The organism is Pseudomonas fluvialis (assembly GCF_002234375.1).
Classification (GTDB): domain Bacteria; phylum Pseudomonadota; class Gammaproteobacteria; order Pseudomonadales; family Pseudomonadaceae; genus Aquipseudomonas; species Aquipseudomonas fluvialis.
In genome coordinates this window covers 82,828-103,312 of sequence record NZ_NMQV01000012.1, presented here as the reverse complement: position 1 = coordinate 103,312, position 20,485 = coordinate 82,828, and the positions used below count along the sequence as shown (strand labels likewise).

Annotated in this window: 32 protein-coding genes; 31 read left to right on the top strand and 1 reads right to left on the bottom strand. The window is 58.0% G+C overall.

Annotated features, from left to right (window positions below; genetic code table 11):
* Nucleotides 1-199 precede the first annotated feature (199 nt).
* From rpsJ to bfr, 30 genes are all read left to right on the top strand, one after another.
* Nucleotides 200-511 (top strand): 30S ribosomal protein S10, encoded by a 312-nt coding sequence (gene rpsJ, locus CFY91_RS07205; RefSeq protein WP_003243886.1) that lies wholly within the window; start codon nucleotides 200-202, stop codon nucleotides 509-511.
* Between the two features lie 85 nt (nucleotides 512-596).
* Complete coding sequence (gene rplC, locus CFY91_RS07200) at nucleotides 597-1,232, top strand: 50S ribosomal protein L3 (protein ID WP_093985669.1); 636 nt, start codon at nucleotides 597-599, stop codon at nucleotides 1,230-1,232.
* Nucleotides 1,233-1,246: 14 nt separating this feature from the next.
* On the top strand, nucleotides 1,247-1,849 hold the full coding sequence (rplD, locus tag CFY91_RS07195) for a 50S ribosomal protein L4 (protein ID WP_093985668.1): 603 nt from the start codon (nucleotides 1,247-1,249) through the stop codon (nucleotides 1,847-1,849).
* The gene (rplW, locus tag CFY91_RS07190) at nucleotides 1,846-2,145 is read left to right on the top strand and encodes a 50S ribosomal protein L23 (protein WP_093985667.1); all 300 of its coding nucleotides are present in this window, start codon (nucleotides 1,846-1,848) and stop codon (nucleotides 2,143-2,145) included. Before rplD ends, rplW begins: the two co-directional genes overlap by 4 nt.
* An 11-nt stretch (nucleotides 2,146-2,156) precedes the next feature.
* Nucleotides 2,157-2,981 (top strand): 50S ribosomal protein L2, encoded by an 825-nt coding sequence (gene rplB, locus CFY91_RS07185; protein ID WP_093985666.1) that lies wholly within the window; start codon nucleotides 2,157-2,159, stop codon nucleotides 2,979-2,981.
* A 16-nt stretch (nucleotides 2,982-2,997) separates the two neighbouring features.
* Entirely contained in the window at nucleotides 2,998-3,273 is a 276-nt protein-coding gene (gene rpsS / locus CFY91_RS07180) for a 30S ribosomal protein S19 (RefSeq protein ID WP_093985665.1), read from the top strand.
* Nucleotides 3,274-3,286: 13 nt separating this feature from the next.
* Complete coding sequence (rplV, locus tag CFY91_RS07175; protein WP_003304070.1) at nucleotides 3,287-3,619, top strand: 50S ribosomal protein L22; 333 nt, start codon at nucleotides 3,287-3,289, stop codon at nucleotides 3,617-3,619.
* Between the two features lie 13 nt (nucleotides 3,620-3,632).
* The gene (gene rpsC, locus CFY91_RS07170; protein ID WP_093985664.1) at nucleotides 3,633-4,319 is read left to right on the top strand and encodes a 30S ribosomal protein S3; all 687 of its coding nucleotides are present in this window, start codon (nucleotides 3,633-3,635) and stop codon (nucleotides 4,317-4,319) included.
* A gap of 11 nt (nucleotides 4,320-4,330) precedes the next feature.
* Nucleotides 4,331-4,744, top strand: a complete 414-nt coding sequence (rplP, locus tag CFY91_RS07165) for a 50S ribosomal protein L16 (RefSeq protein ID WP_093985663.1) — start codon at nucleotides 4,331-4,333, stop codon at nucleotides 4,742-4,744.
* On the top strand, nucleotides 4,744-4,935 hold the full coding sequence (rpmC, locus tag CFY91_RS07160; RefSeq protein WP_093985662.1) for a 50S ribosomal protein L29: 192 nt from the start codon (nucleotides 4,744-4,746) through the stop codon (nucleotides 4,933-4,935). Before rplP ends, rpmC begins: the two co-directional genes overlap by 1 nt.
* A gap of 2 nt (nucleotides 4,936-4,937) precedes the next feature.
* On the top strand, nucleotides 4,938-5,204 hold the full coding sequence (rpsQ, locus tag CFY91_RS07155) for a 30S ribosomal protein S17 (protein WP_093985661.1): 267 nt from the start codon (nucleotides 4,938-4,940) through the stop codon (nucleotides 5,202-5,204).
* Nucleotides 5,205-5,215: 11 nt separating this feature from the next.
* Nucleotides 5,216-5,584: a 50S ribosomal protein L14 gene (gene rplN, locus CFY91_RS07150; RefSeq protein WP_003448734.1), complete on the top strand. Its 369-nt coding sequence runs from the start codon at nucleotides 5,216-5,218 to the stop codon at nucleotides 5,582-5,584.
* Nucleotides 5,585-5,596: 12 nt separating this feature from the next.
* A complete protein-coding gene (rplX, locus tag CFY91_RS07145; protein ID WP_093985660.1) occupies nucleotides 5,597-5,911 on the top strand; it encodes a 50S ribosomal protein L24 in 315 nt (104 codons plus the stop codon).
* 20 nt (nucleotides 5,912-5,931) lie between these two features.
* Nucleotides 5,932-6,471, top strand: coding sequence for a 50S ribosomal protein L5 (gene rplE / locus CFY91_RS07140; protein ID WP_093985659.1), 540 nt, complete (start codon nucleotides 5,932-5,934; stop codon nucleotides 6,469-6,471).
* Nucleotides 6,472-6,481: 10 nt separating this feature from the next.
* Nucleotides 6,482-6,787 (top strand): 30S ribosomal protein S14, encoded by a 306-nt coding sequence (gene rpsN / locus CFY91_RS07135; protein WP_093985658.1) that lies wholly within the window; start codon nucleotides 6,482-6,484, stop codon nucleotides 6,785-6,787.
* A 175-nt stretch (nucleotides 6,788-6,962) separates the two neighbouring features.
* Nucleotides 6,963-7,355, top strand: coding sequence for a 30S ribosomal protein S8 (rpsH, locus tag CFY91_RS07130; RefSeq protein ID WP_093985657.1), 393 nt, complete (start codon nucleotides 6,963-6,965; stop codon nucleotides 7,353-7,355).
* Between the two features lie 11 nt (nucleotides 7,356-7,366).
* Nucleotides 7,367-7,900, top strand: a complete 534-nt coding sequence (gene rplF, locus CFY91_RS07125; RefSeq protein WP_093985656.1) for a 50S ribosomal protein L6 — start codon at nucleotides 7,367-7,369, stop codon at nucleotides 7,898-7,900.
* 10 nt (nucleotides 7,901-7,910) lie between these two features.
* Nucleotides 7,911-8,261, top strand: coding sequence for a 50S ribosomal protein L18 (gene rplR, locus CFY91_RS07120; RefSeq protein ID WP_093985655.1), 351 nt, complete (start codon nucleotides 7,911-7,913; stop codon nucleotides 8,259-8,261).
* A gap of 3 nt (nucleotides 8,262-8,264) precedes the next feature.
* Complete coding sequence (gene rpsE / locus CFY91_RS07115) at nucleotides 8,265-8,792, top strand: 30S ribosomal protein S5 (RefSeq protein WP_093985654.1); 528 nt, start codon at nucleotides 8,265-8,267, stop codon at nucleotides 8,790-8,792.
* Nucleotides 8,793-8,794: 2 nt separating this feature from the next.
* The gene (gene rpmD, locus CFY91_RS07110; RefSeq protein WP_093985653.1) at nucleotides 8,795-8,974 is read left to right on the top strand and encodes a 50S ribosomal protein L30; all 180 of its coding nucleotides are present in this window, start codon (nucleotides 8,795-8,797) and stop codon (nucleotides 8,972-8,974) included.
* Between the two features lie 3 nt (nucleotides 8,975-8,977).
* Nucleotides 8,978-9,412, top strand: a complete 435-nt coding sequence (gene rplO / locus CFY91_RS07105; protein ID WP_093985652.1) for a 50S ribosomal protein L15 — start codon at nucleotides 8,978-8,980, stop codon at nucleotides 9,410-9,412.
* Nucleotides 9,413-10,741 carry a preprotein translocase subunit SecY gene (secY, locus tag CFY91_RS07100; RefSeq protein WP_093985651.1) on the top strand — a complete coding sequence of 443 codons (1,329 nt, stop codon included), beginning with the start codon at nucleotides 9,413-9,415 and terminating at the stop codon, nucleotides 10,739-10,741.
* Between the two features lie 30 nt (nucleotides 10,742-10,771).
* Nucleotides 10,772-10,888 carry a 50S ribosomal protein L36 gene (gene rpmJ, locus CFY91_RS07095; protein ID WP_093985650.1) on the top strand — a complete coding sequence of 39 codons (117 nt, stop codon included), beginning with the start codon at nucleotides 10,772-10,774 and terminating at the stop codon, nucleotides 10,886-10,888.
* A 133-nt stretch (nucleotides 10,889-11,021) separates the two neighbouring features.
* Complete coding sequence (gene rpsM, locus CFY91_RS07090) at nucleotides 11,022-11,378, top strand: 30S ribosomal protein S13 (RefSeq protein WP_093985649.1); 357 nt, start codon at nucleotides 11,022-11,024, stop codon at nucleotides 11,376-11,378.
* Nucleotides 11,379-11,408: 30 nt separating this feature from the next.
* Entirely contained in the window at nucleotides 11,409-11,798 is a 390-nt protein-coding gene (rpsK, locus tag CFY91_RS07085; protein ID WP_021702690.1) for a 30S ribosomal protein S11, read from the top strand.
* 16 nt (nucleotides 11,799-11,814) lie between these two features.
* A complete protein-coding gene (gene rpsD / locus CFY91_RS07080) occupies nucleotides 11,815-12,435 on the top strand; it encodes a 30S ribosomal protein S4 (RefSeq protein WP_093985648.1) in 621 nt (206 codons plus the stop codon).
* 22 nt (nucleotides 12,436-12,457) lie between these two features.
* Nucleotides 12,458-13,459, top strand: a complete 1,002-nt coding sequence (locus tag CFY91_RS07075) for a DNA-directed RNA polymerase subunit alpha (protein WP_093985647.1) — start codon at nucleotides 12,458-12,460, stop codon at nucleotides 13,457-13,459.
* 42 nt (nucleotides 13,460-13,501) lie between these two features.
* On the top strand, nucleotides 13,502-13,888 hold the full coding sequence (gene rplQ / locus CFY91_RS07070) for a 50S ribosomal protein L17 (protein ID WP_093985646.1): 387 nt from the start codon (nucleotides 13,502-13,504) through the stop codon (nucleotides 13,886-13,888).
* A gap of 203 nt (nucleotides 13,889-14,091) precedes the next feature.
* On the top strand, nucleotides 14,092-15,471 hold the full coding sequence (locus tag CFY91_RS07065; protein ID WP_093985645.1) for a Na+/H+ antiporter NhaC family protein: 1,380 nt from the start codon (nucleotides 14,092-14,094) through the stop codon (nucleotides 15,469-15,471).
* An 88-nt stretch (nucleotides 15,472-15,559) separates the two neighbouring features.
* A complete protein-coding gene (gene bfr, locus CFY91_RS07060; protein WP_093985644.1) occupies nucleotides 15,560-16,024 on the top strand; it encodes a bacterioferritin in 465 nt (154 codons plus the stop codon).
* 88 nt (nucleotides 16,025-16,112) lie between these two features.
* Here the strand turns inward: bfr and uvrA are convergent, their stop codons facing one another.
* The gene (uvrA, locus tag CFY91_RS07055; RefSeq protein ID WP_093985643.1) at nucleotides 16,113-18,947 is read right to left on the bottom strand and encodes an excinuclease ABC subunit UvrA; all 2,835 of its coding nucleotides are present in this window, start codon (nucleotides 18,945-18,947) and stop codon (nucleotides 16,113-16,115) included.
* Nucleotides 18,948-19,075: 128 nt separating this feature from the next.
* On the opposite strand from uvrA, the gene CFY91_RS07050 reads away from it, so the two are divergent.
* Entirely contained in the window at nucleotides 19,076-20,470 is a 1,395-nt protein-coding gene (locus CFY91_RS07050; protein ID WP_093985642.1) for an MFS transporter, read from the top strand.
* Nucleotides 20,471-20,485 lie beyond the last annotated feature (15 nt).

Genomic DNA, 20,485 nt, shown 5'->3' with positions numbered 1-20,485 from the left:
AGGTGGTCGTACCGTTGGTGCCGGCGTGGTTGCCAAAGTCATCGAGTAATCGATTGGCGTTTGAAAAGGGCTCCTTCGGGAGCCCTTTTCTTTTGTTGATCATTTATTGACACCCTTGGGGGGCATCCGTACAATCACGCCTCCTTTTATCGGGCGTATTCCGCCCGGTGGGGATGGCAACTTGGAGTCTGAGGTCAAAATGCAAAACCAACAAATCCGTATTCGGTTGAAGGCTTTTGACCATCGCCTGATCGATCAATCTACCCAGGAAATCGTGGAAACCGCGAAACGTACTGGTGCTCAGGTGCGTGGTCCGATTCCTCTGCCTACCCGCAAGGAGCGGTACACTGTGCTGATCTCCCCGCACGTCAACAAAGACGCGCGTGATCAGTATGAAATTCGTACCCATAAGCGTGTTCTGGACATCGTCCAGCCGACGGATAAAACCGTTGATGCGCTGATGAAGCTCGATCTTGCGGCTGGCGTGGAAGTGCAGATCAGCCTCGGCTAACGAACTGCAAGTTTGTTAGTCGTGTAACGCTCTGAAATGGGCGGCCATAGCGGGTGAAAGCCCCGTACACTCATGAGGTTCTAACATGACTATTGGTGTAGTCGGTCGTAAGTGCGGCATGACCCGCATTTTCACCGAAGAAGGTGTCTCCATTCCGGTTACGGTCATTGAGATCGAGCCGAATCGCGTGACCCAGTTCAAAACTGAAGAAACCGATGGCTACCGCGCAGTGCAGGTCACTGTTGGTGAGCGTCGTGCTTCCCGTGTGACCAAGGCGCAAGCCGGTCACTTTGCCAAGGCCAGCGTTGCTGCCGGTCGCGGTGTCTGGGAATTCCGTCTTGAAGAAGGCGAGTACCAGGCTGGCGATCAAATTACTGCCGAGCTTTTCCAGGCGGGCCAACTGGTGGATGTCACCGGTCAGTCCAAGGGTAAAGGCTTCGCCGGTACCATCAAGCGCTGGAACTTCCGTGGTCAGGACAATACTCACGGTAACTCGGTTTCGCACCGTGTTCCGGGCTCTATCGGCCAGTGCCAGACTCCTGGTCGAGTATTCAAGGGCAAGAAAATGTCCGGTCACCTGGGTGCTGAGCGCGTAACCGTGCAGTCCCTGGAAGTTGTCCGTGTCGATGCTGAGCGCAATCTGCTGCTGGTCAAGGGTGCCGTTCCGGGCTCTACCGGTGGTGATGTGCTGGTGCGTCCGGCAGCCAAGGCTCGCGGTTAAGAGGGGAAGCTGAGATGCAATTGAATGTAAATGGCGCTCAGGCTATCGAAGTCTCCGAGCGTACTTTTGGTGGTGAGTTCAACGAGACCCTGGTTCACCAGGCCGTTGTCGCCTACATGGCCGGTGGCCGTCAGGGTACTCGCGCTCAGAAGACCCGTTCCGAAGTGTCCGGTGGTGGCAAGAAGCCCTGGCGTCAAAAGGGTACCGGTCGTGCTCGTGCGGGCACTATCCGTAGCCCCATCTGGCGTTCCGGTGGTACCACGTTCGCTGCCAAGCCGCAGGATCACTCGCAGAAGCTCAACAAGAAGATGTATCGCGCTGCCATGCGCTCCATCCTCGCTGAGCTGGTCCGTCAGGATCGCCTGGTCGTGGTTGATGATTTCGCCGTAGCTGCGCCGAAGACCAAAGAGCTGGCTGCCAAGCTGGCTGGCCTGGGTCTGAACGATGTGTTGATCGTGTCGGAGTCGGTTGACCAGAACCTGTACCTGGCTGCTCGCAACCTGCCGCATGTCGATGTGCGTGATGTGCAGGGTTCCGACCCGGTAAGCCTGATCGCCTACGACAAGGTGCTGATCACCGTGTCTGCCGTGAAGAAGTTCGAGGAGCTGCTGGCATGAACCAGGAACGCGTTTTCAAAGTGCTGCTTGGTCCGCACATCTCCGAGAAGGCTACCGTCCTTGCTGACGGCAAGAGCCAGTTCGTTTTCAAGGTTGCCACTGATGCAACCAAGCTGGAAATCAAGAAGGCCGTAGAAAGCCTGTTCGGCGTGAAAGTTGCCGGTGTCTGCACCTTGAATGTCAAGGGTAAGACCAAGCGCACTGCTCGCGGCCTGGGCAAGCGTAACGACTGGAAAAAGGCGTACATCGCCCTCCAGCCGGGCCAAGATCTCGATTTCGCCAGCAGCGCTGAGTAAAGGGGTGCATCATGGCAATCGTTAAATGCAAACCGACATCCGCTGGCCGCCGTTTCGTGGTCAAGGTTGTCAACCAGGATCTGCACAAAGGTGCCCCGTACGCTCCGCTGGTCGAGAAGAAGTCGAAGAGCGGTGGTCGTAACAACAACGGTCGCATCACCACCCGCCACATTGGTGGTGGTCACAAGCAGCACTATCGTCTGGTCGACTTCCGTCGCAACGACAAGGACGGCATTCCTGCCGTTGTCGAGCGTATCGAATACGATCCGAACCGTACTGCACACATTGCGCTGCTCAAGTATGCCGACGGCGAGCGTCGCTACATCATCGCGCCGAAAGGCGTGGTAGCGGGTGATCAGCTGGTAGCCGGCGCCCACGCGCCGATCAAGCCGGGCAACAGCCTGCCGCTGCGTAACATTCCGGTTGGTAGCACGGTGCATGGCATCGAGCTTAAGCCGGGTAAGGGTGCTCAAATCGCGCGTTCCGCAGGTGCCTCCGTGCAGCTGGTCGCTCGCGAAGGTGCCTACGTTACCCTGCGTCTGCGTTCCGGTGAAATGCGCAAGGTGCTCTCCGAGTGCCGTGCAACCTTGGGCGAAGTCTCCAACTCGGAGCACAGCCTGCGTTCCCTGGGCAAGGCCGGTGCCAAGCGCTGGCGCGGTGTTCGTCCGACCGTTCGTGGTGTTGCCATGAACCCGGTTGATCACCCGCACGGTGGTGGTGAGGGTCGTACTTCTGGTGGTCGTCACCCGGTTTCGCCGTGGGGCTTCCCGACCAAGGGTGCGAAGACTCGCTCCAACAAGCGCACCGACAACATGATCGTTCGTCGCCGCAAGTAATTAGAGGGATACGACAGTGCCGCGTTCTCTGAAAAAAGGTCCTTTTATCGATCTTCACCTACTGAAGAAGGTCGAGGTTGCGGTGGAAAAGAGCGATCGCAAGCCGGTGAAAACCTGGTCGCGCCGTTCGATCATTCTGCCGCAGATGGTCGGTCTGACCATTGCTGTGCATAACGGCCGTCAACATGTCCCGGTTCTGGTGAACGAAGACATGGTCGGTCATAAACTCGGCGAGTTTGCTGCCACCCGCACCTATCGCGGTCACGTAGCAGACAAGAAAGCCAAGCGTTAAGGGGTAAGGAACGATGGAAGTAGCCGCTAAGCTGTCTGGCGCTCGCATTTCCGCCCAGAAAGCCCGCTTGGTCGCCGACCAGATCCGCGGGAAGAAGGTGGGCGATGCGCTCAACCTCCTGGCTTTCAGCAGCAAGAAAGCCGCCGAGATCATGAAGAAAGTGCTGGAGTCGGCCGTTGCCAACGCCGAGCACAACGAAGGTGCGGATGTAGACGATCTGAAAGTCTCCACCGTCTTCGTCAACGAAGGGCGTTCGCTGAAGCGCATCATGCCGCGTGCCAAAGGCCGTGCTGATCGCATCGTCAAGCGGTCTTGCCATATCACTGTCAAGGTTGCGGACAAGTAACGGAGTCGATCAGATGGGTCAGAAAGTACATCCCACTGGCATTCGCCTGGGTATCGTCAAGGAGCACACCTCCATTTGGTATGCAGACAAGCGTCAATACGCTGATTATCTGTTTGCCGATCTCAAGGTTCGTGAGTATCTCCAAGACAAACTAAAAAGCGCGTCCGTAAGCCGTATCGACATTGCTCGCCCGGCGCAAACCGCACGCATCACCATCCACACCGCTCGTCCCGGCATTGTGATCGGCAAGAAAGGTGAAGATGTTGAGAAGCTGCGTCAGGACCTGACCAAGCAGATGGGTGTGCCGGTGCACATCAACATCGAAGAAATTCGCCGTCCTGAACTGGACGCCATGCTGGTTGCGCAAAGCGTAGCTCAGCAGCTTGAGCGTCGTGTGATGTTCCGTCGCGCCATGAAGCGCGCTGTACAGAACGCCATGCGGATTGGTGCCAAAGGCATCAAGATCCAGGTGAGCGGTCGTTTGGGTGGTGCTGAAATCGCACGTACCGAGTGGTATCGCGAAGGTCGTGTGCCGCTGCACACCCTGCGTGCCGATATCGACTACGCAACCTACGAAGCGCACACCACTTACGGTGTGATCGGTGTCAAGGTTTGGATCTTCAAGGGTGAGGTCATTGGTGGCCGCCAGGAAGAACTCAAGCCGGTCGCACCTGCGCCTCGCAAAAAAGCTGCTAAGTAAGGAGTACGCACATGTTGCAACCTAAGCGTACGAAGTTCCGCAAGCAAATGACTGGCCACAACCGTGGCCTGGCACATCGCGGAAGCAAGGTCAGCTTCGGTGAGTTCGCCCTCAAGGCAACTGGCCGTGGCCGCCTGACTGCTCGTCAGATCGAGGCCGCTCGTCGTGCTCTCACCCGTCACGTAAAGCGTGGCGGCAAGATCTGGATTCGCGTGTTCCCTGACAAGCCGGTTACCAAAAAGCCCCTGGAAGTACGTATGGGTAAAGGTAAGGGTGGCGTCGAGTACTGGGTAGCCCAGATTCAACCGGGCAAGGTCCTGTATGAGATTGAAGGTGTTTCCGAGGTGCTGGCGCGTGAGGCTTTTGCTCTCGCTGCAGCCAAGCTGCCGATCGAGACCACCTTTGTTAAGCGGACGGTGATGTGATGAAAGCGACCGAACTTCGTGAGAAAACCGCGCAACAGCTGAACGAGCAACTGCTCGGCCTGCTGCGCGACCAGTTCAATCTGCGTATGCAGAAAGCAACTGGTCAGCTGGGGCAGTCCCACCTGCTCAAGCAAGTGAAGCGCGACATCGCTCGCGTCAAGACTGTGCTCAACCAGCAGGCAGGTAAGTGATCATGGCTGAAGCCCAGAAGACAGTCCGTACGCTGACCGGCCGTGTTGTCAGCGACAAGATGGACAAAACCATTACCGTAATGATCGAGCGTCGCGTCAAGCACCCGATCTACGGCAAGTACGTGAAGCGTTCGACCAAACTGCACGCCCACGACGAAAGCAATCAGTGCCGCATTGGTGACCTGGTCACCATTAGCGAAACCCGTCCGCTGGCTAAAACCAAGGCTTGGTCCCTGGTAGAAGTCATCGAGCGCGCTGTTGACGTTTGAGGTGAGGAACCATGATTCAGACTCAATCCATGCTCGATGTGGCCGATAACAGCGGTGCACGCCGTGTCATGTGCATCAAGGTGCTGGGTGGTTCGCATCGCCGCTACGCCGGCATCGGCGACATCATCAAGGTCACTGTCAAGGAAGCGATTCCGCGCGGCAAGGTCAAGAAAGGCCAGGTAATGACCGCTGTAGTAGTGCGTACCAAGCACGGTGTTCGCCGTCCTGACGGCTCGATCATCCGTTTTGACGGTAATGCTGCTGTTCTGCTGAACAACAAGCAGGAGCCCATTGGTACTCGTATCTTCGGCCCGGTGACCCGTGAACTTCGTTCTGAAAAGTTCATGAAGATCGTGTCGCTCGCACCCGAAGTGCTCTAAGGAGAAGCCGTCATGCAAAAGATTCGTCGTGATGACGAGATCATCGTGATCGCCGGCAAAGACAAGGGTAAGCGTGGCAAGGTGCTTAAGGTGCTGGCTGACGACCGTCTGGTCGTTGGCGGCATCAACATGATCAAGCGCCATACCAAGCCGAACCCGATGTCGGGCGTTCAGGGCGGTATCGTCGAGAAGGAGGCGCCGCTGCATGCCTCTAACGTGGCCATTTTCAATGCTGAAACCAACAAGGCTGATCGCGTTGGTTTCAAAGTGGAAGATGGCAAAAAAATTCGTGTCTTCAAGTCGACCCAAAAGCCGGTTGATGCTTGAGCACTGCTAGGTAGAACACCATGGCACGACTAAAAGAGATTTACCGGAACACCATCGCTCCGAAGCTGAAGGAAGACCTGAAGCTGAACAACGTGATGGAAATTCCGCGCGTTACCAAAATCACCCTGAACATGGGTCTGGGCGAAGCGATCGGTGACAAGAAAGTTATCGAGCACGCAGTGGCTGACCTTGAGAAGATCACTGGTCAGAAGCCGGTCGTCACCTTTGCTCGCAAGTCGATTGCAGGCTTCAAGGTGCGTGAAGGCTGGCCGATCGGTGTCAAGGTCACCCTGCGTGGCGACCGTATGTACGAATTCCTGGATCGTCTGGTTTCGATCTCCCTGCCGCGCGTGCGTGACTTCCGCGGCCTGAATGCCAAGTCCTTCGATGGTCGTGGCAACTACAGCATGGGTGTCAAAGAGCAGATCATCTTCCCGGAAATCGATTACGACAAGATCGATGCTCTGCGTGGCCTGGATATCACCCTGACCACCACTGCCCGTAACGATGATGAGGGTCGCGCGCTGCTGCGTGCCTTCAACTTCCCGTTCCGTAACTGAGGACCAGGATATGGCCAAGCAAAGCATGAAGAACCGCGAGCTGAAGCGTCAGCTCACGGTAGCCAAGTACGCTAAAAAGCGTGCCGAGCTGAAAGCGATCATCGCCAATCCGAACACCTCGGCTGAACAGCGCTGGGAAGCTCAGGTTGCCCTGCAGAAGCAGCCGCGTGATGCTTCGGCATCCCGTCTGCGCAACCGTTGCCGCATCACCGGCCGTCCGCACGGTGTTTACCGTAAGTTCGGTCTGAGCCGTAACAAGCTGCGTGAAGCTGCCATGCGTGGTGATGTACCGGGTCTGGTCAAGGCCAGCTGGTAATCGCTTTTCACCCTGCGCTTTTGGTGGGGTGTTGCGTTTCAATGAATCAAGCCCCTCATGGGGCTTGATTCATTTTTGATCGGTCACTAGAATGACCGGCTCTTCCGAGTCTGCGTTTTGCGATCCGGGGATCGTGGCTGCAAAGCCTTTTTTTGTATTTAGGAGCAACTAGCCCATGAGTATGCAGGACCCGTTAGCGGACATGCTAACTCGTATCCGTAATGCCCAGATGGCTGAAAAGTCCGTCGTAAGCATGCCGTCTTCCAAGTTGAAGGTGGCTGTTGCCAATGTTCTGCTGAACGAAGGCTACATTTCGGGTTTTCAGGTCAACAGCGACACCAAGGCGCTGCTGTCCATCGAGCTGAAGTATTTCGAAGGCCGTCCGGTCATTGAAGAGCTCAAGCGTGTGAGTCGTCCTGGCCTGCGCCAGTACAAGTCTGTTGATCAGCTGCCAAAAGTACGTGGCGGCCTGGGTGTTTCGATCGTTTCCACCAACAAGGGTGTGATGACTGATCGTGCGGCCCGTGCTGCTGGTGTTGGTGGCGAAGTGCTCTGCACTGTGTTCTAAGGGGAATAGGCATGTCTCGCGTTGCTAAAAACCCTGTCAAGCTGCCCGCTGGCGTCGAAATCAAGATGGTCGGTCAGCAGCTGTCGGTGAAAGGCGCCAAGGGCGCTCTCGAGCTGAATGTTCATCCTTCCGTTGAAGTGCTGCAGGAAGATGGTGAGCTGCGTTTTGCTGCCCGTAATGGTGATCAGCAGAACAAGGCCATGGCCGGTACTACCCGTGCTCTGGTCAACAATATGGTCATCGGCGTCAGCCAGGGCTTCGAGCGTAAGCTGCAGCTGGTTGGTGTTGGTTACAAGGCGCAGGCCAAAGGCGAGGTGTTGAACCTTGCGCTGGGCTTCTCGCATCCGATCGACTATCAACTGCCGCAAGGTGTTACCGCTGAAACTCCGAGCCAGACCGATATCCTGATCAAGGGTATCGACAAGCAGCTGGTCGGTCAGGTGGCTGCCGAAATTCGCGACTTCCGTCCGCCGGAGCCTTACAAAGGCAAGGGTGTGCGTTACGCCGACGAAGTCGTCCGTCGTAAAGAAGCTAAGAAGAAGTAGGGCATAGCAAATGAGCGTAAAGAAAGAAACTCGTCTGCGTCGCGCTCGCAAGGCACGCCTGAAAATGCGCGAGCTGGAAGCCGTACGCCTCTGCGTGTACCGCTCTTCCCAGCATATCTACGCCCAGGTCGTTTCGGCCGACGGCGCCAAAGTATTGGTCAGCGCCTCTACTGTGGAAAAAGACCTGCGTAGCGGTGCCACTGGCAACGTTGAAGCGGCCAAGAAGGTCGGTCTGCTGGTTGCCGAGCGTGCAAAAGCCGCTGGCATCACCCAGGTTGCATTCGATCGTTCTGGCTTCAAGTACCACGGCCGTGTGAAAGCGCTGGCCGATGCTGCTCGTGAAGGCGGGCTGGAGTTCTAAGTTATGGCAAATAACGAGCAAAAGCGCGATCGCGGTAACCGTGACGATGCCCAGAGCGATGGCTACACCGAGAAGCTGGTGCAGGTTAATCGTGTTGCTAAGACCGTCAAGGGCGGCCGTATCTTCACTTTCACCGCGTTGACCGTGGTGGGTGATGGCAACGGTCGCGTTGGTTTCGGTCGTGGCAAGTCCCGCGAAGTTCCTGCTGCCATCCAGAAGGCGATGGAAGCTGCGCGTCGTAATATGATCCAGGTCGATCTGAACGGTACTACCCTGCAGTACCCGATCAAGTCTGCACATGGCGCCTCCAAGGTGTACATGCAGCCGGCTTCCGAGGGTACCGGTATCATTGCTGGCGGCGCTATGCGTGCCGTGCTGGAAGTGGCTGGTGTGCAGAACGTTCTGGCTAAGTGCTATGGCTCCACCAATCCGGTGAACGTGGTTTATGCAACCTTCGAAGGTCTGAAGGGTATGCAGTCTCCGTCATCCGTGGCTGCCAAGCGTGGTAAGAGTGTCGAGGAGATTCTCTAATCATGGCTAACACCGTCAAAGTGACGCTGATCAAAAGCGTCAACGGCCGTCTGGCCAATCACAAAGCCTGCGTCAAAGGCCTCGGCCTGCGTCGTATCGGTCATACCGTTGAGGTTCAGGATACTCCTGAAAATCGCGGCATGATCAACAAGGCTTACTACCTGCTGCGTGTGGAGGGTTAAGCCATGCAACTGAACGATCTGCGTTCTGCGCCGGGTGCCCGTCGCGAGAAGCTGCGTCCGGGTCGTGGTATCGGTAGCGGTCTGGGTAAAACCGGTGGTCGCGGTCACAAGGGCCAGACTTCTCGCTCCGGTGGCACCATTGCTCCCGGCTTCGAGGGCGGTCAGCAGCCTCTGCACCGTCGTCTGCCGAAGTTCGGTTTCGTCTCGCTGAAAGCCATGGATCGCGCTGAAGTGCGCACGTCCGAACTGGCTAAAGTGCAGGGCGACATCGTGACTCTGCAGGCGCTGAAAGATGCCAACGTCATCAATCACAACGTACAGCGCGTAAAAGTTATGCTGTCCGGTGCGGTTGCTCGTGCGCTGACTCTGCAAGGTATCGCTGTCACCAAAGGTGCCCGCGAAGCCATCATCGCTGCTGGCGGTAAAGTCGAGGACTAAATGGCTAAGCAAGGTGCTCTCTCTTCGTTGAGCGGTGGTGGGCTGTCTGAGCTCTGGGGTCGTCTGCGTTTCCTGTTCCTGGCGATTATCGTCTATCGAATAGGTGCGCATATCCCTGTGCCTGGCATCAACCCGGATCGTCTCGCGGAACTGTTCCGACAGAATGAGGGGACCATTCTTAGCCTGTTCAACATGTTTTCCGGTGGTGCGCTGGAGCGCATGAGCATCTTTGCGCTGGGGATCATGCCGTACATTTCGGCGTCGATCATCATGCAGCTCATGACGGCTGTTAGTCCGCAGCTGGAGCAGTTGAAGAAGGAAGGTGAAGCTGGCCGTCGCAAGATCAGCCAGTACACTCGCTACGGCACGCTCGTCCTGGCGTTCATTCAGGCTATCGGCATGTCCGTTGGCCTGGCGAGCCAGGGCGTGGCGTTCGCCACTGATTTCGGCTTCCACTTCGTGGCCGTCACCACCTTTGTTTCGGGTGCGATGTTCATGATGTGGCTGGGTGAGCAGATGACTGAGCGCGGTATCGGCAATGGCATTTCGATGCTGATCTTTGCGGGTATCGTGGCGGGTCTTCCGTCGGCAATCGGGCAGTCTTTCGAGTCTGCTCGCCAGGGCGATATCAACATTTTCGCTCTCATTGCCATCGGTCTGCTTGCTGTGGCGATCATCGGTTTTGTGGTGTTCATAGAGCGTGGTCAGCGTCGCATTGCGGTGCACTACGCGAAGCGTCAGCAGGGCCGCAAGGTTTTTGCTGCGCAGACCAGTCACTTGCCGTTGAAAGTCAATATGGCTGGTGTCATCCCGGCGATTTTCGCCAGCAGTATTCTGCTGTTCCCGGCTTCGCTGGGTTCGTGGTTTGGTCAGTCCGAGGGTTTGGGCTGGTTGCAGGATATTTCCCAGGCAATTGCTCCGGGGCAGCCATTGAACATTCTGCTGTTTAGTGCAGGGATCATCTTCTTCTGCTTCTTCTATACAGCGTTGATGTTCAACCCGAAAGACGTAGCGGAAAACCTGAAGAAGTCCGGTGCCTTTATTCCGGGTATCCGTCCCGGTGAGCAGTCGGCGCGCTATATCGATGGCGTTCTGACCCGCTTGACCATGTTCGGTGCTCTGTACATGACGGCTGTTTGTCTGCTTCCCCAGTTCCTGGTGGTGTCGGCAAATGTACCGTTTTACCTTGGCGGGACCTCGTTGCTGATCGTGGTCGTGGTTGTGATGGACTTTATGGCCCAAGTACAATCGCACCTCGTTTCGCACCAGTACGATTCCCTGATGAAGAAAGCCAACCTGAAGGGCTACGGCAGCGGCATGCTCCGCTGACCTGGTGCCGTAAGGTTCGAGGAGTTACTGATGAAAGTTCGTGCATCGGTCAAGAAGATGTGCCGTAACTGCAAGATTATCCGTCGCGAAGGTGTCGTGCGGGTGATCTGCAGCGCGGAGCCGCGTCACAAGCAGCGCCAAGGCTGAGTGTGAGTCACGCGTAATGAACCCGGCAGCTAGTGTGCTGCCGGGTTGATTCTTTGTTATTACAGCGCTAATATCGCGCGCCCTATTTCTTGGCTTCCAGGGCGTGGGTAGCTGTCAATTGGAGTTTCACTGAATGGCCCGTATTGCAGGCGTCAACATTCCGGATAACAAGCACACTGTTATCTCGCTGACCTACATCTACGGTGTTGGTCGCACCACTGCACAGAAAATTTGTGCAGCCACCGGCGTCAATCCGGCGGCAAAGATCAAGGATCTGACTGACGAGCAGATCGAACAGCTGCGTGGCGAAGTTGCCAAGCTCACTACTGAAGGTGATCTGCGCCGCGAGCTGAACATGAACATCAAGCGTCTGATGGACCTGGGCTGCTATCGCGGTCTGCGTCACCGTCGTGGCTTGCCGGTTCGTGGTCAGCGTACCAAGACCAACGCTCGTACCCGTAAGGGTCCGCGCAAGCCGATCCGCAAGTAATTGCGCCCGCGAATCGACAGGAATTAAGTCATGGCTAAGCCAGCTGCTCGTACTCGTAAAAAAGTCAAAAAGACAGTGGTGGATGGGATCGCCCATATCCACGCTTCTTTCAACAATACCATCGTGACCATCACTGACCGTCAGGGTAACGCCCTGTCCTGGGCTACCTCGGGTGGTTCGGGTTTCCGTGGTTCCCGTAAGAGCACTCCGTTCGCTGCCCAGGTGGCTGCTGAGCGCGCCGGTCAGGCAGCTCTGGAATACGGTCTGAAGAACCTCGACGTAAACGTCAAGGGCCCGGGCCCTGGTCGCGAATCCGCTGTGCGTGCTCTTAACGCTTGCGGCTACAAAATCGCCAGCATCACCGACGTGACGCCTATCCCGCACAACGGGTGCCGTCCGCCGAAGAAGCGTCGCGTGTAATAGGAGACAGTGAAGAATGGCTCGTTACATTGGTCCCAAGTGCAAACTGTCTCGTCGTGAAGGCACCGATCTCTTCCTGAAGAGTGGTGCCCGCGCGCTTGAATCTAAGTGCAACATCGAATCCGTTCCCGGTCAGCATGGTGCCCGTCGCGGCCGTCTGTCCGACTACGGTCTGCAGCTGCGTGAGAAGCAGAAAGTTCGTCGTATCTACGGCGTGCTGGAGCGTCAGTTCAGCAGCTACTACAAGGAAGCTGCCCGTCGTAAGGGCGCTACCGGCGAAAACCTGCTGCAGCTGCTCGAGTGCCGCCTGGATAACGTGGTCTATCGTATGGGCTTCGGCTCCACGCGTGCCGAGTCCCGCCAGCTGGTTTCGCACAAGAGCATTACTGTTAACGGTCAAACCGTAAACATCCCGTCTTACCAGGTTAAAGCTGGTGATGTCGTGGCTATTCGCGAAAAGGCCAAGAACCAGCTGCGCATTGCGCAGGCTCTTGAGCTGTGCGCCCAGCGCGGTCGCGTTGAGTGGGTCGAAGTAGACGCAGAGAAGAAGTCCGGTGTGTTCAAGAGCGTTCCGGCACGTACTGATCTGTCCGCCGACATCAACGAAAACCTGATTGTCGAGCTCTACTCCAAGTAAGGGCTAGAAAATAGGTGCATCCATGCAGAGTTCGGTAAATGAGTTTCTGACCCCCCGTCACATTGATGTGCAGGTGGTCAGCCCGACCCGCGCCAAGATCACGCTCGAGCCTCTCGAGCGTGGCTTCGGCCATACCCTGGGCAACGCGCTGCGTCGCATCCTGTTGTCCTCCATGCCTGGCTGTGCAGTAGTCGAGGCCGAAATCGACGGCGTACTCCATGAGTACAGTGCCATCGAAGGTGTTCAGGAAGACGTCATTGAAATCCTGCTCAACCTGAAAGGTCTGGCTATCAAGCTGCACGGCCGTGATGAAGTTACGCTGAACCTTTCCAAGAAAGGTGCTGGCGTGGTCACCGCCGCCGATATTCAGCTGGATCACGATGTCGAAATCGTCAATGGCGATCACGTAATCGCGCATCTGGCGGACAACGGTGCTCTGAACATGAAGCTCAAGGTGGCTCGTGGTCGCGGCTATGAGCCGGCTGACGCGCGCCAGAGCGATGAAGATGAAAGCCGCAGCATTGGTCGCTTGCAGCTGGACGCTTCCTTCAGCCCGGTCCGTCGTGTGGCTTACGTGGTGGAAAACGCCCGCGTCGAGCAACGCACCAACCTGGACAAGCTGGTCATTGATCTGGAGACCAACGGTACCCTGGATCCCGAAGAGGCGATTCGCCGTACTGCAACCATCCTGCAACAGCAGCTGGCTGCATTCGTCGACCTCAAGGGCGAGGCCGCACCTGCTCCGGAGCCGGAAGGCGACGAGATCGATCCGATCCTGTTGCGCCCGGTTGATGACCTGGAACTGACCGTTCGTTCGGCCAACTGCCTCAAGGCAGAAAACATTTACTACATCGGCGACCTGATTCAGCGCACCGAAGTAGAACTGTTGAAAACGCCGAACCTGGGCAAGAAGTCCCTGACTGAGATCAAGGATGTTCTGGCCTCTCGCGGTCTGTCCCTCGGTATGCGCCTCGACAACTGGCCGCCGGCAAGTCTGAAGAAAGACGATAAGGCGACTGCCTGATCGTCATCATCACCGAACGTGAGTTTGGTAAGGAATTGAACCATGCGTCATCGTAAAAGTGGCCGTCACCTCAGCCGCACCAGCGCTCACCGCAAGGCCATGTTCCAGAACATGGCGGTATCGCTGTTCGAGCACGAGCTGATCAAAACTACTCTGCCGAAAGCCAAGGAGCTGCGTCGCGTTGCCGAGCCGCTGATCACCCTGGCCAAGGTAGACAGCGTTGCTAACCGTCGTCTGGCTTTCGACCGTACTCGTTCGAAAGCCATCGTCGGCAAGCTGTTCAACGATCTGGGCAAGCGCTACGCCACCCGTCAGGGCGGTTACCTGCGTATTCTCAAGTGCGGTTTCCGCGCTGGTGACAACGCCCCGATGGCTTATGTTGAGCTGGTTGACCGCAAGGTCGGCGGTGAAGCAGTAAGCGCTGAATAAGGCTGTCTGTTGCGCAAAGAACCGAGCCTAGTGCTCGGTTTTTTGTTTTCTGCCGTTTGTTTCTCGCTTTGTCTTGGGGTTTCTGCATGAATTAAATATCGAACGCAGACGTTCGATATTGTGTTCGTTTTTTGCATCGGGTAAGGTCGCCAGCATGTCCGGCACTGACCGTACGGCTCCCAATAACAACAATGGCTTTAATCATGTCCGAACCCTCCGCGCTTTCTCTGATTCCTCCCGCTGTCGTGCTGCTCCTGGCGATTACCTTGCGTCGTCCGATCCTGGCACTGGTGTGTGGCGCTGCCAGTGGCTTGCTACTGCTCTCACCGCAAAACGCTTTGAGCGGGTTTGCCGAGATATCGCTCAAGGTCATGCAGGATGAGACCATTGGCTGGCTGATCCTGGTATGCGGGAGTTTTGGTGCGTTGATTGCGCTGCTGGTGCGTACAGGGGGCGCGCTGGCTTTCGGGCGCGCGGCGGTCAAGGTTGCGCGCGGGCGGCGCTCTTCCCTGTTGATGACGTTCGCGCTGGGCGTGGTCATTTTCGTCGATGACTACCTCAATGCGCTGACCGTGGGTGAAACCATGAAGCGGGTAACCGACCGCTTCAAGGTGTCACGGGAAATGCTCGCCTACGTGGTCGACTCTACGGCAGCACCGATTTGCGTACTGGTGCCCCTGTCGACATGGGCGGTGTTCTTCGGTGGTTTGCTGGAGAACAACGGTATAGCCGGCCAGGGCCAAGGTATCAGCGTGTACATGCAGGCCATCCCTTACATGCTGTACGCCTGGTTTGCCGTGTTGCTGGTGTTGTTGGTTGCTGCGGGGCTGTTTCCGGCCATAGGCCCAATGCGTAAGGCCGAATCGCTTGCGCGCCATGGTTCTGCCGGAGCCATGCATGTCGGAGAGTTGCAGCCTGAACACAACTTCGCCATGCGCTCGCTGGAGCAGGAGTTTGAGCAGTCCGATAAGGAAGGCGGCAAGCTCTATAACTTTCTGCTGCCGTTGCTCATGCTGGTGGGTTTTACCCTGTATTTCGATATCGATGTATGGATGGGTATGCTTGCCACCCTGCTGGTCACGGTGCCTTTCTACATGGCGCAGCGGCTGATGCCGCTTAATGAAATGCTTGAGCAGATGGTCGATGGTTTCAAGACCATGCTGCCGGCTATCGGTATCTGCATCGCGGCCTTTATCTTCAAGGATGTGTGCGATCAGTTACAGTTGCCGCAGTACGTCGTTAATAGCATGCGCCCGTACATGAGCCCGCAAATGCTGCCGGCCATGGTCTTTCTGACTATGGCGGTGCTGTCCTTTGCCACGGGGTCGTCCTGGGGCATCTTTGCCGTCACCATCCCCATCGTCATGCCGTTGGCCTATGCGCTGGATGCCAATATCCCGCTGGTGATTGGTGCACTGATGTCGGCATCCGCCTTCGGCAGCCAGGCCTGTTTTTACAGTGACTCTACGGTATTGGCTGCACAGGGGGCAGGTTGTGACTTGATCAGCCACGCGGTTACCCAACTACCCTATACATTGCTGGCGGCCAGCTTGGCCTTCATCGGCTTCATGCTGGTGGCCTGAGATCCTGAATGCTTTTGCTTGACCGGTTGCGGTGGCCGGCGGAGCATGCGGTATTGTCGCCTGTAACTGGATCAAAGGAGTTCCTGCAATGAAAGGTCATGCCGAGGTGGTTGCCTACCTGAAAACTCTGCTCAAGGGTGAGCTGGCTGCGCGCGATCAGTATTTCGTGCACTCTCGCTACTATCAGGATTGGGGGTTGAGCAAGCTGTTTGAGCGAATCAACCATGAAATGGAAGAGGAAACCCAGCACGCCGATGCGTTGTTGCAGCGGATCCTTTTTCTGGAGGGCGTTCCGGACATGACGCCGAACGCCTTTACCTTCGGCAAGGATGTCGAGGAGATGTTCCGCCTCGATTTGGCGGTGGAGTATGAAGTGCGTGCAGCCCTGGCCAAAGGCATCGCACTTTGCGAGCAGCATGGTGACTATGTCAGTCGCGATGTGTTGGCCGCGCAATTGAAGGACACCGAGGAAGACCATGCCTATTGGCTGGAAACGCAGCTCGGTCTGATTGCTCGGGTTGGCTTGCAGAACTACCTGCAAAGTCAGATGTAAGCTGTCGGTTACAGCGATGATCAAAAAGCCAGAGCGGAGAGAATCCGCTCTGGCTTTTTTATGGAGGCGACTGCCGTCTGTCTCTGCCTCAGGCCCGGTCTCTTTCCAGCAATGGCTTGAGGAAGCGCCCGGTATGCGACTGTGGCATGTTGGCGACTTCCTCCGGCGTGCCGCAGGCAATGATCTGCCCGCCACGTGAGCCGCCTTCGGGGCCGAGGTCGACCAGCCAGTCGGCTGTCTTGATGACGTCCAGATTGTGCTCGATGACCACTACCGTGTTGCCGTGGTTGCGCAGGCGGTGCAGGACATCGAGTAGCTGCTGGATATCGGCGAAGTGCAGGCCGGTGGTGGGCTCGTCGAGGATGTACAGGGTCTTGCCGGTATCGCGCTTGGACAGTTCGCGGGATAGTTTGACGCGTTGCGCCTCGCCGCCGGACAGGGTGGTCGCGCTCTGTCCCAGCTTGATGTAGGAAAGCCCTACGTCGATCAGCGTCTGCAGCTTGCGGGCGATCGCCGGCACTGCATCGAAAAACGTCCGGGCATCCTCGATGGTCATGTCGAGGATCTCGGTGATGTTCTTGCCCTTGTACTTCACTTCGAGGGTTTCACGGTTGTAGCGCTTGCCCTTGCACACGTCGCAGGGTACGTAGATGTCCGGCAGGAAGTGCATTTCTACCTTGATCACACCGTCACCCTGGCAGGCCTCGCAGCGTCCGCCCTTGACGTTGAAGCTGAAGCGTCCCGGGCCATAGCCGCGTGCACGCGACTCGGGTACCCCGGCGAATAGTTCGCGGATCGGTGTGAACAGCCCGGTGTAGGTTGCCGGGTTGGAGCGCGGGGTGCGACCGATCGGGCTCTGATCGATATCCACCACCTTGTCGAGGTGCTGCAGGCCGTCAAAGCTGTCGTAGGGCGCGACTTCCAGGCTGGTCGCGCCATTGAGGGCGGTGGCGGTGATTGGGAACAACGTGTTGTTGATCAGTGTCGACTTGCCCGATCCAGAGACCCCGGTGATGCAGGTGAGCAGGCCGACTGGTACTTCGAGGTTGACCTTCTGCAGATTGTTGCCGCGGGCGCCCTTGAGTTTGAGTAGGCGCTTGCGATCAATCGGCGTGCGTTGCTGCGGGTAACGGATTTTCTCGCGGCCAGACAGGTATTTGCCGGTCAGTGAGTCGGGATGATTCATGACCTGTTCAGGTGTGCCCTCAGCCACCACGCGGCCGCCATGCACGCCGGCGCCCGGGCCGATATCCACCACGTAGTCGGCCAGCCGTATGGCGTCCTCGTCGTGTTCGACGACGATTACCGTGTTGCCGAGGTTGCGCAGGTGGGTGAGGGTGGCCAGCAGGCGCTCATTGTCGCGCTGGTGCAGGCCGATGGAGGGTTCGTCGAGGATGTACATCACGCCGACCAGGCCGGCACCAATCTGGCTGGCCAGGCGGATACGCTGGGCTTCGCCGCCGGACAGGGTGTCGGCGCTACGGTCCAGGGTCAGATAGTCCAGGCCGACATTGACCAGGAACTGCAGGCGCTCGCGAATTTCCTTGAGGATTTTGGCGGCGATCTCGCCGCGTCGGCCGGGCAGGCTGAGTTCAGCAAAATAGTTGCAGGCATCGCCGACCGGCAGGGCGGTCACCGCCGGCAGCGTTTTCTCGCCAACCCAGACATGTCGCGCTTCGCGACGCAGGCGTGTGCCGTGGCAGTCCGGGCAGGGCTGGGTGCTGAGGAAGCGTGCCAGCTCTTCGCGCACGCTGTTGGATTCGGTTTCCCGATAGCGGCGCTCCAAGTTGGGAATGATGCCTTCGAACGGGTGGGAGCGTTTGACGATATCGCCACGGTCGTTCAGGTACTTGAAGTCGATATTCTGGCTAGCGCTGCCGAACAGGATGACTTTCTGATGCGCAGCGGGCAGCTCGTCGAAAGGCTCCTCCAGGCTGAAACCATAGTGTCCGGCCAGTGATCCGAGCATCTGGAAGTAGTAAACGTTGCGTCGGTCCCAGCCGCGGATGGCGCCTTCAGCCAGGGTCAGTTCACCATTGACCAGGCGCTTGGCATCGAAAAACTGCTTTACACCCAGGCCGTCGCAGCTTGGGCAGGCGCCCGCCGGGTTGTTGAAGGAAAACAGCTTGGGTTCCAGTTCGCTGATCGAGTGGCCGCAGTGCGGGCAGGCAAAGCGTGCCGAGAAGATGATCTCGTCGCCGTCCTCGCCATCCATGGGTGCCAGCAAGGCAATGCCATCGGCCAGCTTGAGAGCGGTTTCGAAAGACTCGGCCAGACGCTGCTGCAGGTCGCTGCGTACCTTGAAGCGATCCACTACCACGTCGATGCTGTGCTTCTTCTGCTTGTCCAGCTTGGGCAGTTCGTCGAGTTCGTAGAGGCTGCCGTTGATCCGTGCGCGAACGAAACCCTGGGCGCGCAGCTCCTCGAAGAGCGCCAGATGTTCGCCTTTGCGCTCGCGTATCACCGGGGCCAGCAACATGCGCTTGCTACCTTCGGGCAGAGCCAGCGCCTGGTCGACCATCTGGCTGACGGTTTGCGCCTCCAGCGGGACGTCATGCTCCGGGCAGCGTGGCGTGCCGGCGCGGGCATACAGCAGGCGCAGGTAGTCGTAGATCTCGGTGATGGTGCCGACGGTCGAACGCGGATTGTGCGAGGTGGATTTCTGCTCGATGGAAATGGCTGGCGACAGCCCCTCGATGGTATCGACATCGGGCTTTTCCATCATCGACAGGAACTGCCGGGCATAGGCCGACAACGATTCCACATAGCGGCGTTGGCCTTCGGCGTACAGCGTATCGAACGCCAGCGACGATTTGCCCGAGCCGGATAGCCCGGTGATGACGATCAGTTTGTCGCGCGGCAGGGTCAGGTCGATGTTCTTCAGGTTGTGGGTGCGCGCCCCACGAATCAGGATCTGGTCCACGGCGTGCCTCGAGGCAGTGCGTAAACGCTGCAGTATACGGGGCTGCCCGGGGCTGCGGCAAAGCGCGCGCCTGTGCCGGCGTGCCGGCTGCTGGTAGAATCGCCGGCTTGTTGAATTGGGGTGCAATCATGCAGGACAACAGCCACAGCGAGCGCATGAGCGCGGGAGAGCGCCGGGCAGCCGGCAGTCTGGCCCTGGTATTCGCCTTCCGCATGCTCGGCATGTTTATGGTGTTACCGGTCCTGGCTACCTACGGCATGGAGCTGCACGATGCGACGCCTGCCTTGATCGGCTTGGCCATTGGCGCCTACGGACTGACCCAGGCCGTGTTGCAGATCCCTTTCGGCATGCTCTCCGATCGCTGGGGCCGCCTGCCGGTGATCTATGCCGGCTTGTTGGTGTTTGCCGCCGGCGCCGCGCTGGCCGCCACAGCCGACTCCATCTGGGGGGTGATCGCCGGGCGCGTGCTGCAGGGCGCCGGGGCGATTTCCGCGGCGGTAATGGCCCTGCTCTCTGACCTGACCCGCGAGCAGCACCGTACCAAGGCCATGGCGATGATCGGTATGAGTATTGGCCTGTCCTTCGCCGTGGCCATGGTGTTGGGCCCCTTGCTGACGCGAGCATTCGGCCTGTCCGGATTGTTCTGGAGCACTGCCGGGATGGCCTTACTGGGTATGCTGATCATCGCCTGGCTGGTGCCGCGTGCACCGCGTGCCTTGCAGCATCGTGAGTCGGCCGTGGCGCGGGGCTCGCTGTGGCCGGCGTTGCGTCATGGCGAATTGCTGCGCCTGGATATGGGGATATTCAGTCTGCACGCGTTGCTCATGGCCAGTTTCGTGGCTCTGCCGCTGGCGTTGGTGGAACAGGGAGGCTTGCCGCGCGACGAGCACTGGTGGGTCTACCTGGGGGCCTTGCTGGTCGGCTTTTTCGGCATGCTGCCGTTCATCATCTATGGCGAGAAGCGCCGGCAGATGAAGCGCGTGTTGTTGGCGGCGATCTGTCTGCTGTTGTTCTGCGAGGTGTATTTCCTGCTGTGGGGTAACAGTCTGTGGATGCTGGTGCTGGGCTTCGTGCTGTTCTTTACGGCTTTCAACCTGCTGGAGGCGTCGTTGCCCTCGCTGGTCAGTAAGGTGGCACCGGCTGCGGGCAAGGGCACCGCGATGGGCGTGTATGCCACCAGCCAGTTTCTCGGTGCGGCGCTGGGCGGTATCGCGGGTGGCTGGTTGTTCCAACAATACGGCGTGCAGGGGGTGTTTCTCGGCTGTGCGCTGATGGCGCTTCTATGGCTGGGCTTTGCTGTTACTATGCGCGAACCGCCTTATGTCACCAGCCTGCGCCTGCCCCTGAGTGCCGGGGCACTTGCCGATGCGGGGCTGGCCGAGCGTTTGCTGGCAGTGCCCGGGGTGGCGGATGCCGTGGTGGTGGCCGAAGAGGCTGCCCTGTATGTGAAAGTCGATACCCAACAATTGGACCGCACGTCCCTTGAGCGCCTGGTTGAGCAACCTGGCCCGGCGGCGTGCTGAAGCCTAGGAGAACGT

Excerpts from the sequence above, each read along its gene's own strand:
- rpsJ (WP_003243886.1), top strand. The coding sequence starts at position 200 with ATGCAAAACCAACAAATCCGTATTCGGTTGAAGGCTTTTGACCATCGC.
- rplC (WP_093985669.1), top strand. The coding sequence starts at position 597 with ATGACTATTGGTGTAGTCGGTCGTAAGTGCGGCATGACCCGCATTTTC.
- rplD (WP_093985668.1), top strand. The coding sequence starts at position 1,247 with ATGCAATTGAATGTAAATGGCGCTCAGGCTATCGAAGTCTCCGAGCGT.
- rplW (WP_093985667.1), top strand. The coding sequence starts at position 1,846 with ATGAACCAGGAACGCGTTTTCAAAGTGCTGCTTGGTCCGCACATCTCC.
- rplB (WP_093985666.1), top strand. The coding sequence starts at position 2,157 with ATGGCAATCGTTAAATGCAAACCGACATCCGCTGGCCGCCGTTTCGTG.
- rplV (WP_003304070.1), top strand. The coding sequence starts at position 3,287 with ATGGAAGTAGCCGCTAAGCTGTCTGGCGCTCGCATTTCCGCCCAGAAA.
- rpsC (WP_093985664.1), top strand. The coding sequence starts at position 3,633 with ATGGGTCAGAAAGTACATCCCACTGGCATTCGCCTGGGTATCGTCAAG.
- rplP (WP_093985663.1), top strand. The coding sequence starts at position 4,331 with ATGTTGCAACCTAAGCGTACGAAGTTCCGCAAGCAAATGACTGGCCAC.
- rpmC (WP_093985662.1), top strand. The coding sequence starts at position 4,744 with ATGAAAGCGACCGAACTTCGTGAGAAAACCGCGCAACAGCTGAACGAG.
- rpsQ (WP_093985661.1), top strand. The coding sequence starts at position 4,938 with ATGGCTGAAGCCCAGAAGACAGTCCGTACGCTGACCGGCCGTGTTGTC.
- rplN (WP_003448734.1), top strand. The coding sequence starts at position 5,216 with ATGATTCAGACTCAATCCATGCTCGATGTGGCCGATAACAGCGGTGCA.
- rplX (WP_093985660.1), top strand. The coding sequence starts at position 5,597 with ATGCAAAAGATTCGTCGTGATGACGAGATCATCGTGATCGCCGGCAAA.
- rplE (WP_093985659.1), top strand. The coding sequence starts at position 5,932 with ATGGCACGACTAAAAGAGATTTACCGGAACACCATCGCTCCGAAGCTG.
- rpsN (WP_093985658.1), top strand. The coding sequence starts at position 6,482 with ATGGCCAAGCAAAGCATGAAGAACCGCGAGCTGAAGCGTCAGCTCACG.
- rpsH (WP_093985657.1), top strand. The coding sequence starts at position 6,963 with ATGAGTATGCAGGACCCGTTAGCGGACATGCTAACTCGTATCCGTAAT.
- rplF (WP_093985656.1), top strand. The coding sequence starts at position 7,367 with ATGTCTCGCGTTGCTAAAAACCCTGTCAAGCTGCCCGCTGGCGTCGAA.
- rplR (WP_093985655.1), top strand. The coding sequence starts at position 7,911 with ATGAGCGTAAAGAAAGAAACTCGTCTGCGTCGCGCTCGCAAGGCACGC.
- rpsE (WP_093985654.1), top strand. The coding sequence starts at position 8,265 with ATGGCAAATAACGAGCAAAAGCGCGATCGCGGTAACCGTGACGATGCC.
- rpmD (WP_093985653.1), top strand. The coding sequence starts at position 8,795 with ATGGCTAACACCGTCAAAGTGACGCTGATCAAAAGCGTCAACGGCCGT.
- rplO (WP_093985652.1), top strand. The coding sequence starts at position 8,978 with ATGCAACTGAACGATCTGCGTTCTGCGCCGGGTGCCCGTCGCGAGAAG.
- secY (WP_093985651.1), top strand. The coding sequence starts at position 9,413 with ATGGCTAAGCAAGGTGCTCTCTCTTCGTTGAGCGGTGGTGGGCTGTCT.
- rpmJ (WP_093985650.1), top strand. The coding sequence starts at position 10,772 with ATGAAAGTTCGTGCATCGGTCAAGAAGATGTGCCGTAACTGCAAGATT.
- rpsM (WP_093985649.1), top strand. The coding sequence starts at position 11,022 with ATGGCCCGTATTGCAGGCGTCAACATTCCGGATAACAAGCACACTGTT.
- rpsK (WP_021702690.1), top strand. The coding sequence starts at position 11,409 with ATGGCTAAGCCAGCTGCTCGTACTCGTAAAAAAGTCAAAAAGACAGTG.
- rpsD (WP_093985648.1), top strand. The coding sequence starts at position 11,815 with ATGGCTCGTTACATTGGTCCCAAGTGCAAACTGTCTCGTCGTGAAGGC.
- CFY91_RS07075 (WP_093985647.1), top strand. The coding sequence starts at position 12,458 with ATGCAGAGTTCGGTAAATGAGTTTCTGACCCCCCGTCACATTGATGTG.
- rplQ (WP_093985646.1), top strand. The coding sequence starts at position 13,502 with ATGCGTCATCGTAAAAGTGGCCGTCACCTCAGCCGCACCAGCGCTCAC.
- CFY91_RS07065 (WP_093985645.1), top strand. The coding sequence starts at position 14,092 with ATGTCCGAACCCTCCGCGCTTTCTCTGATTCCTCCCGCTGTCGTGCTG.
- bfr (WP_093985644.1), top strand. The coding sequence starts at position 15,560 with ATGAAAGGTCATGCCGAGGTGGTTGCCTACCTGAAAACTCTGCTCAAG.
- CFY91_RS07050 (WP_093985642.1), top strand. The coding sequence starts at position 19,076 with ATGCAGGACAACAGCCACAGCGAGCGCATGAGCGCGGGAGAGCGCCGG.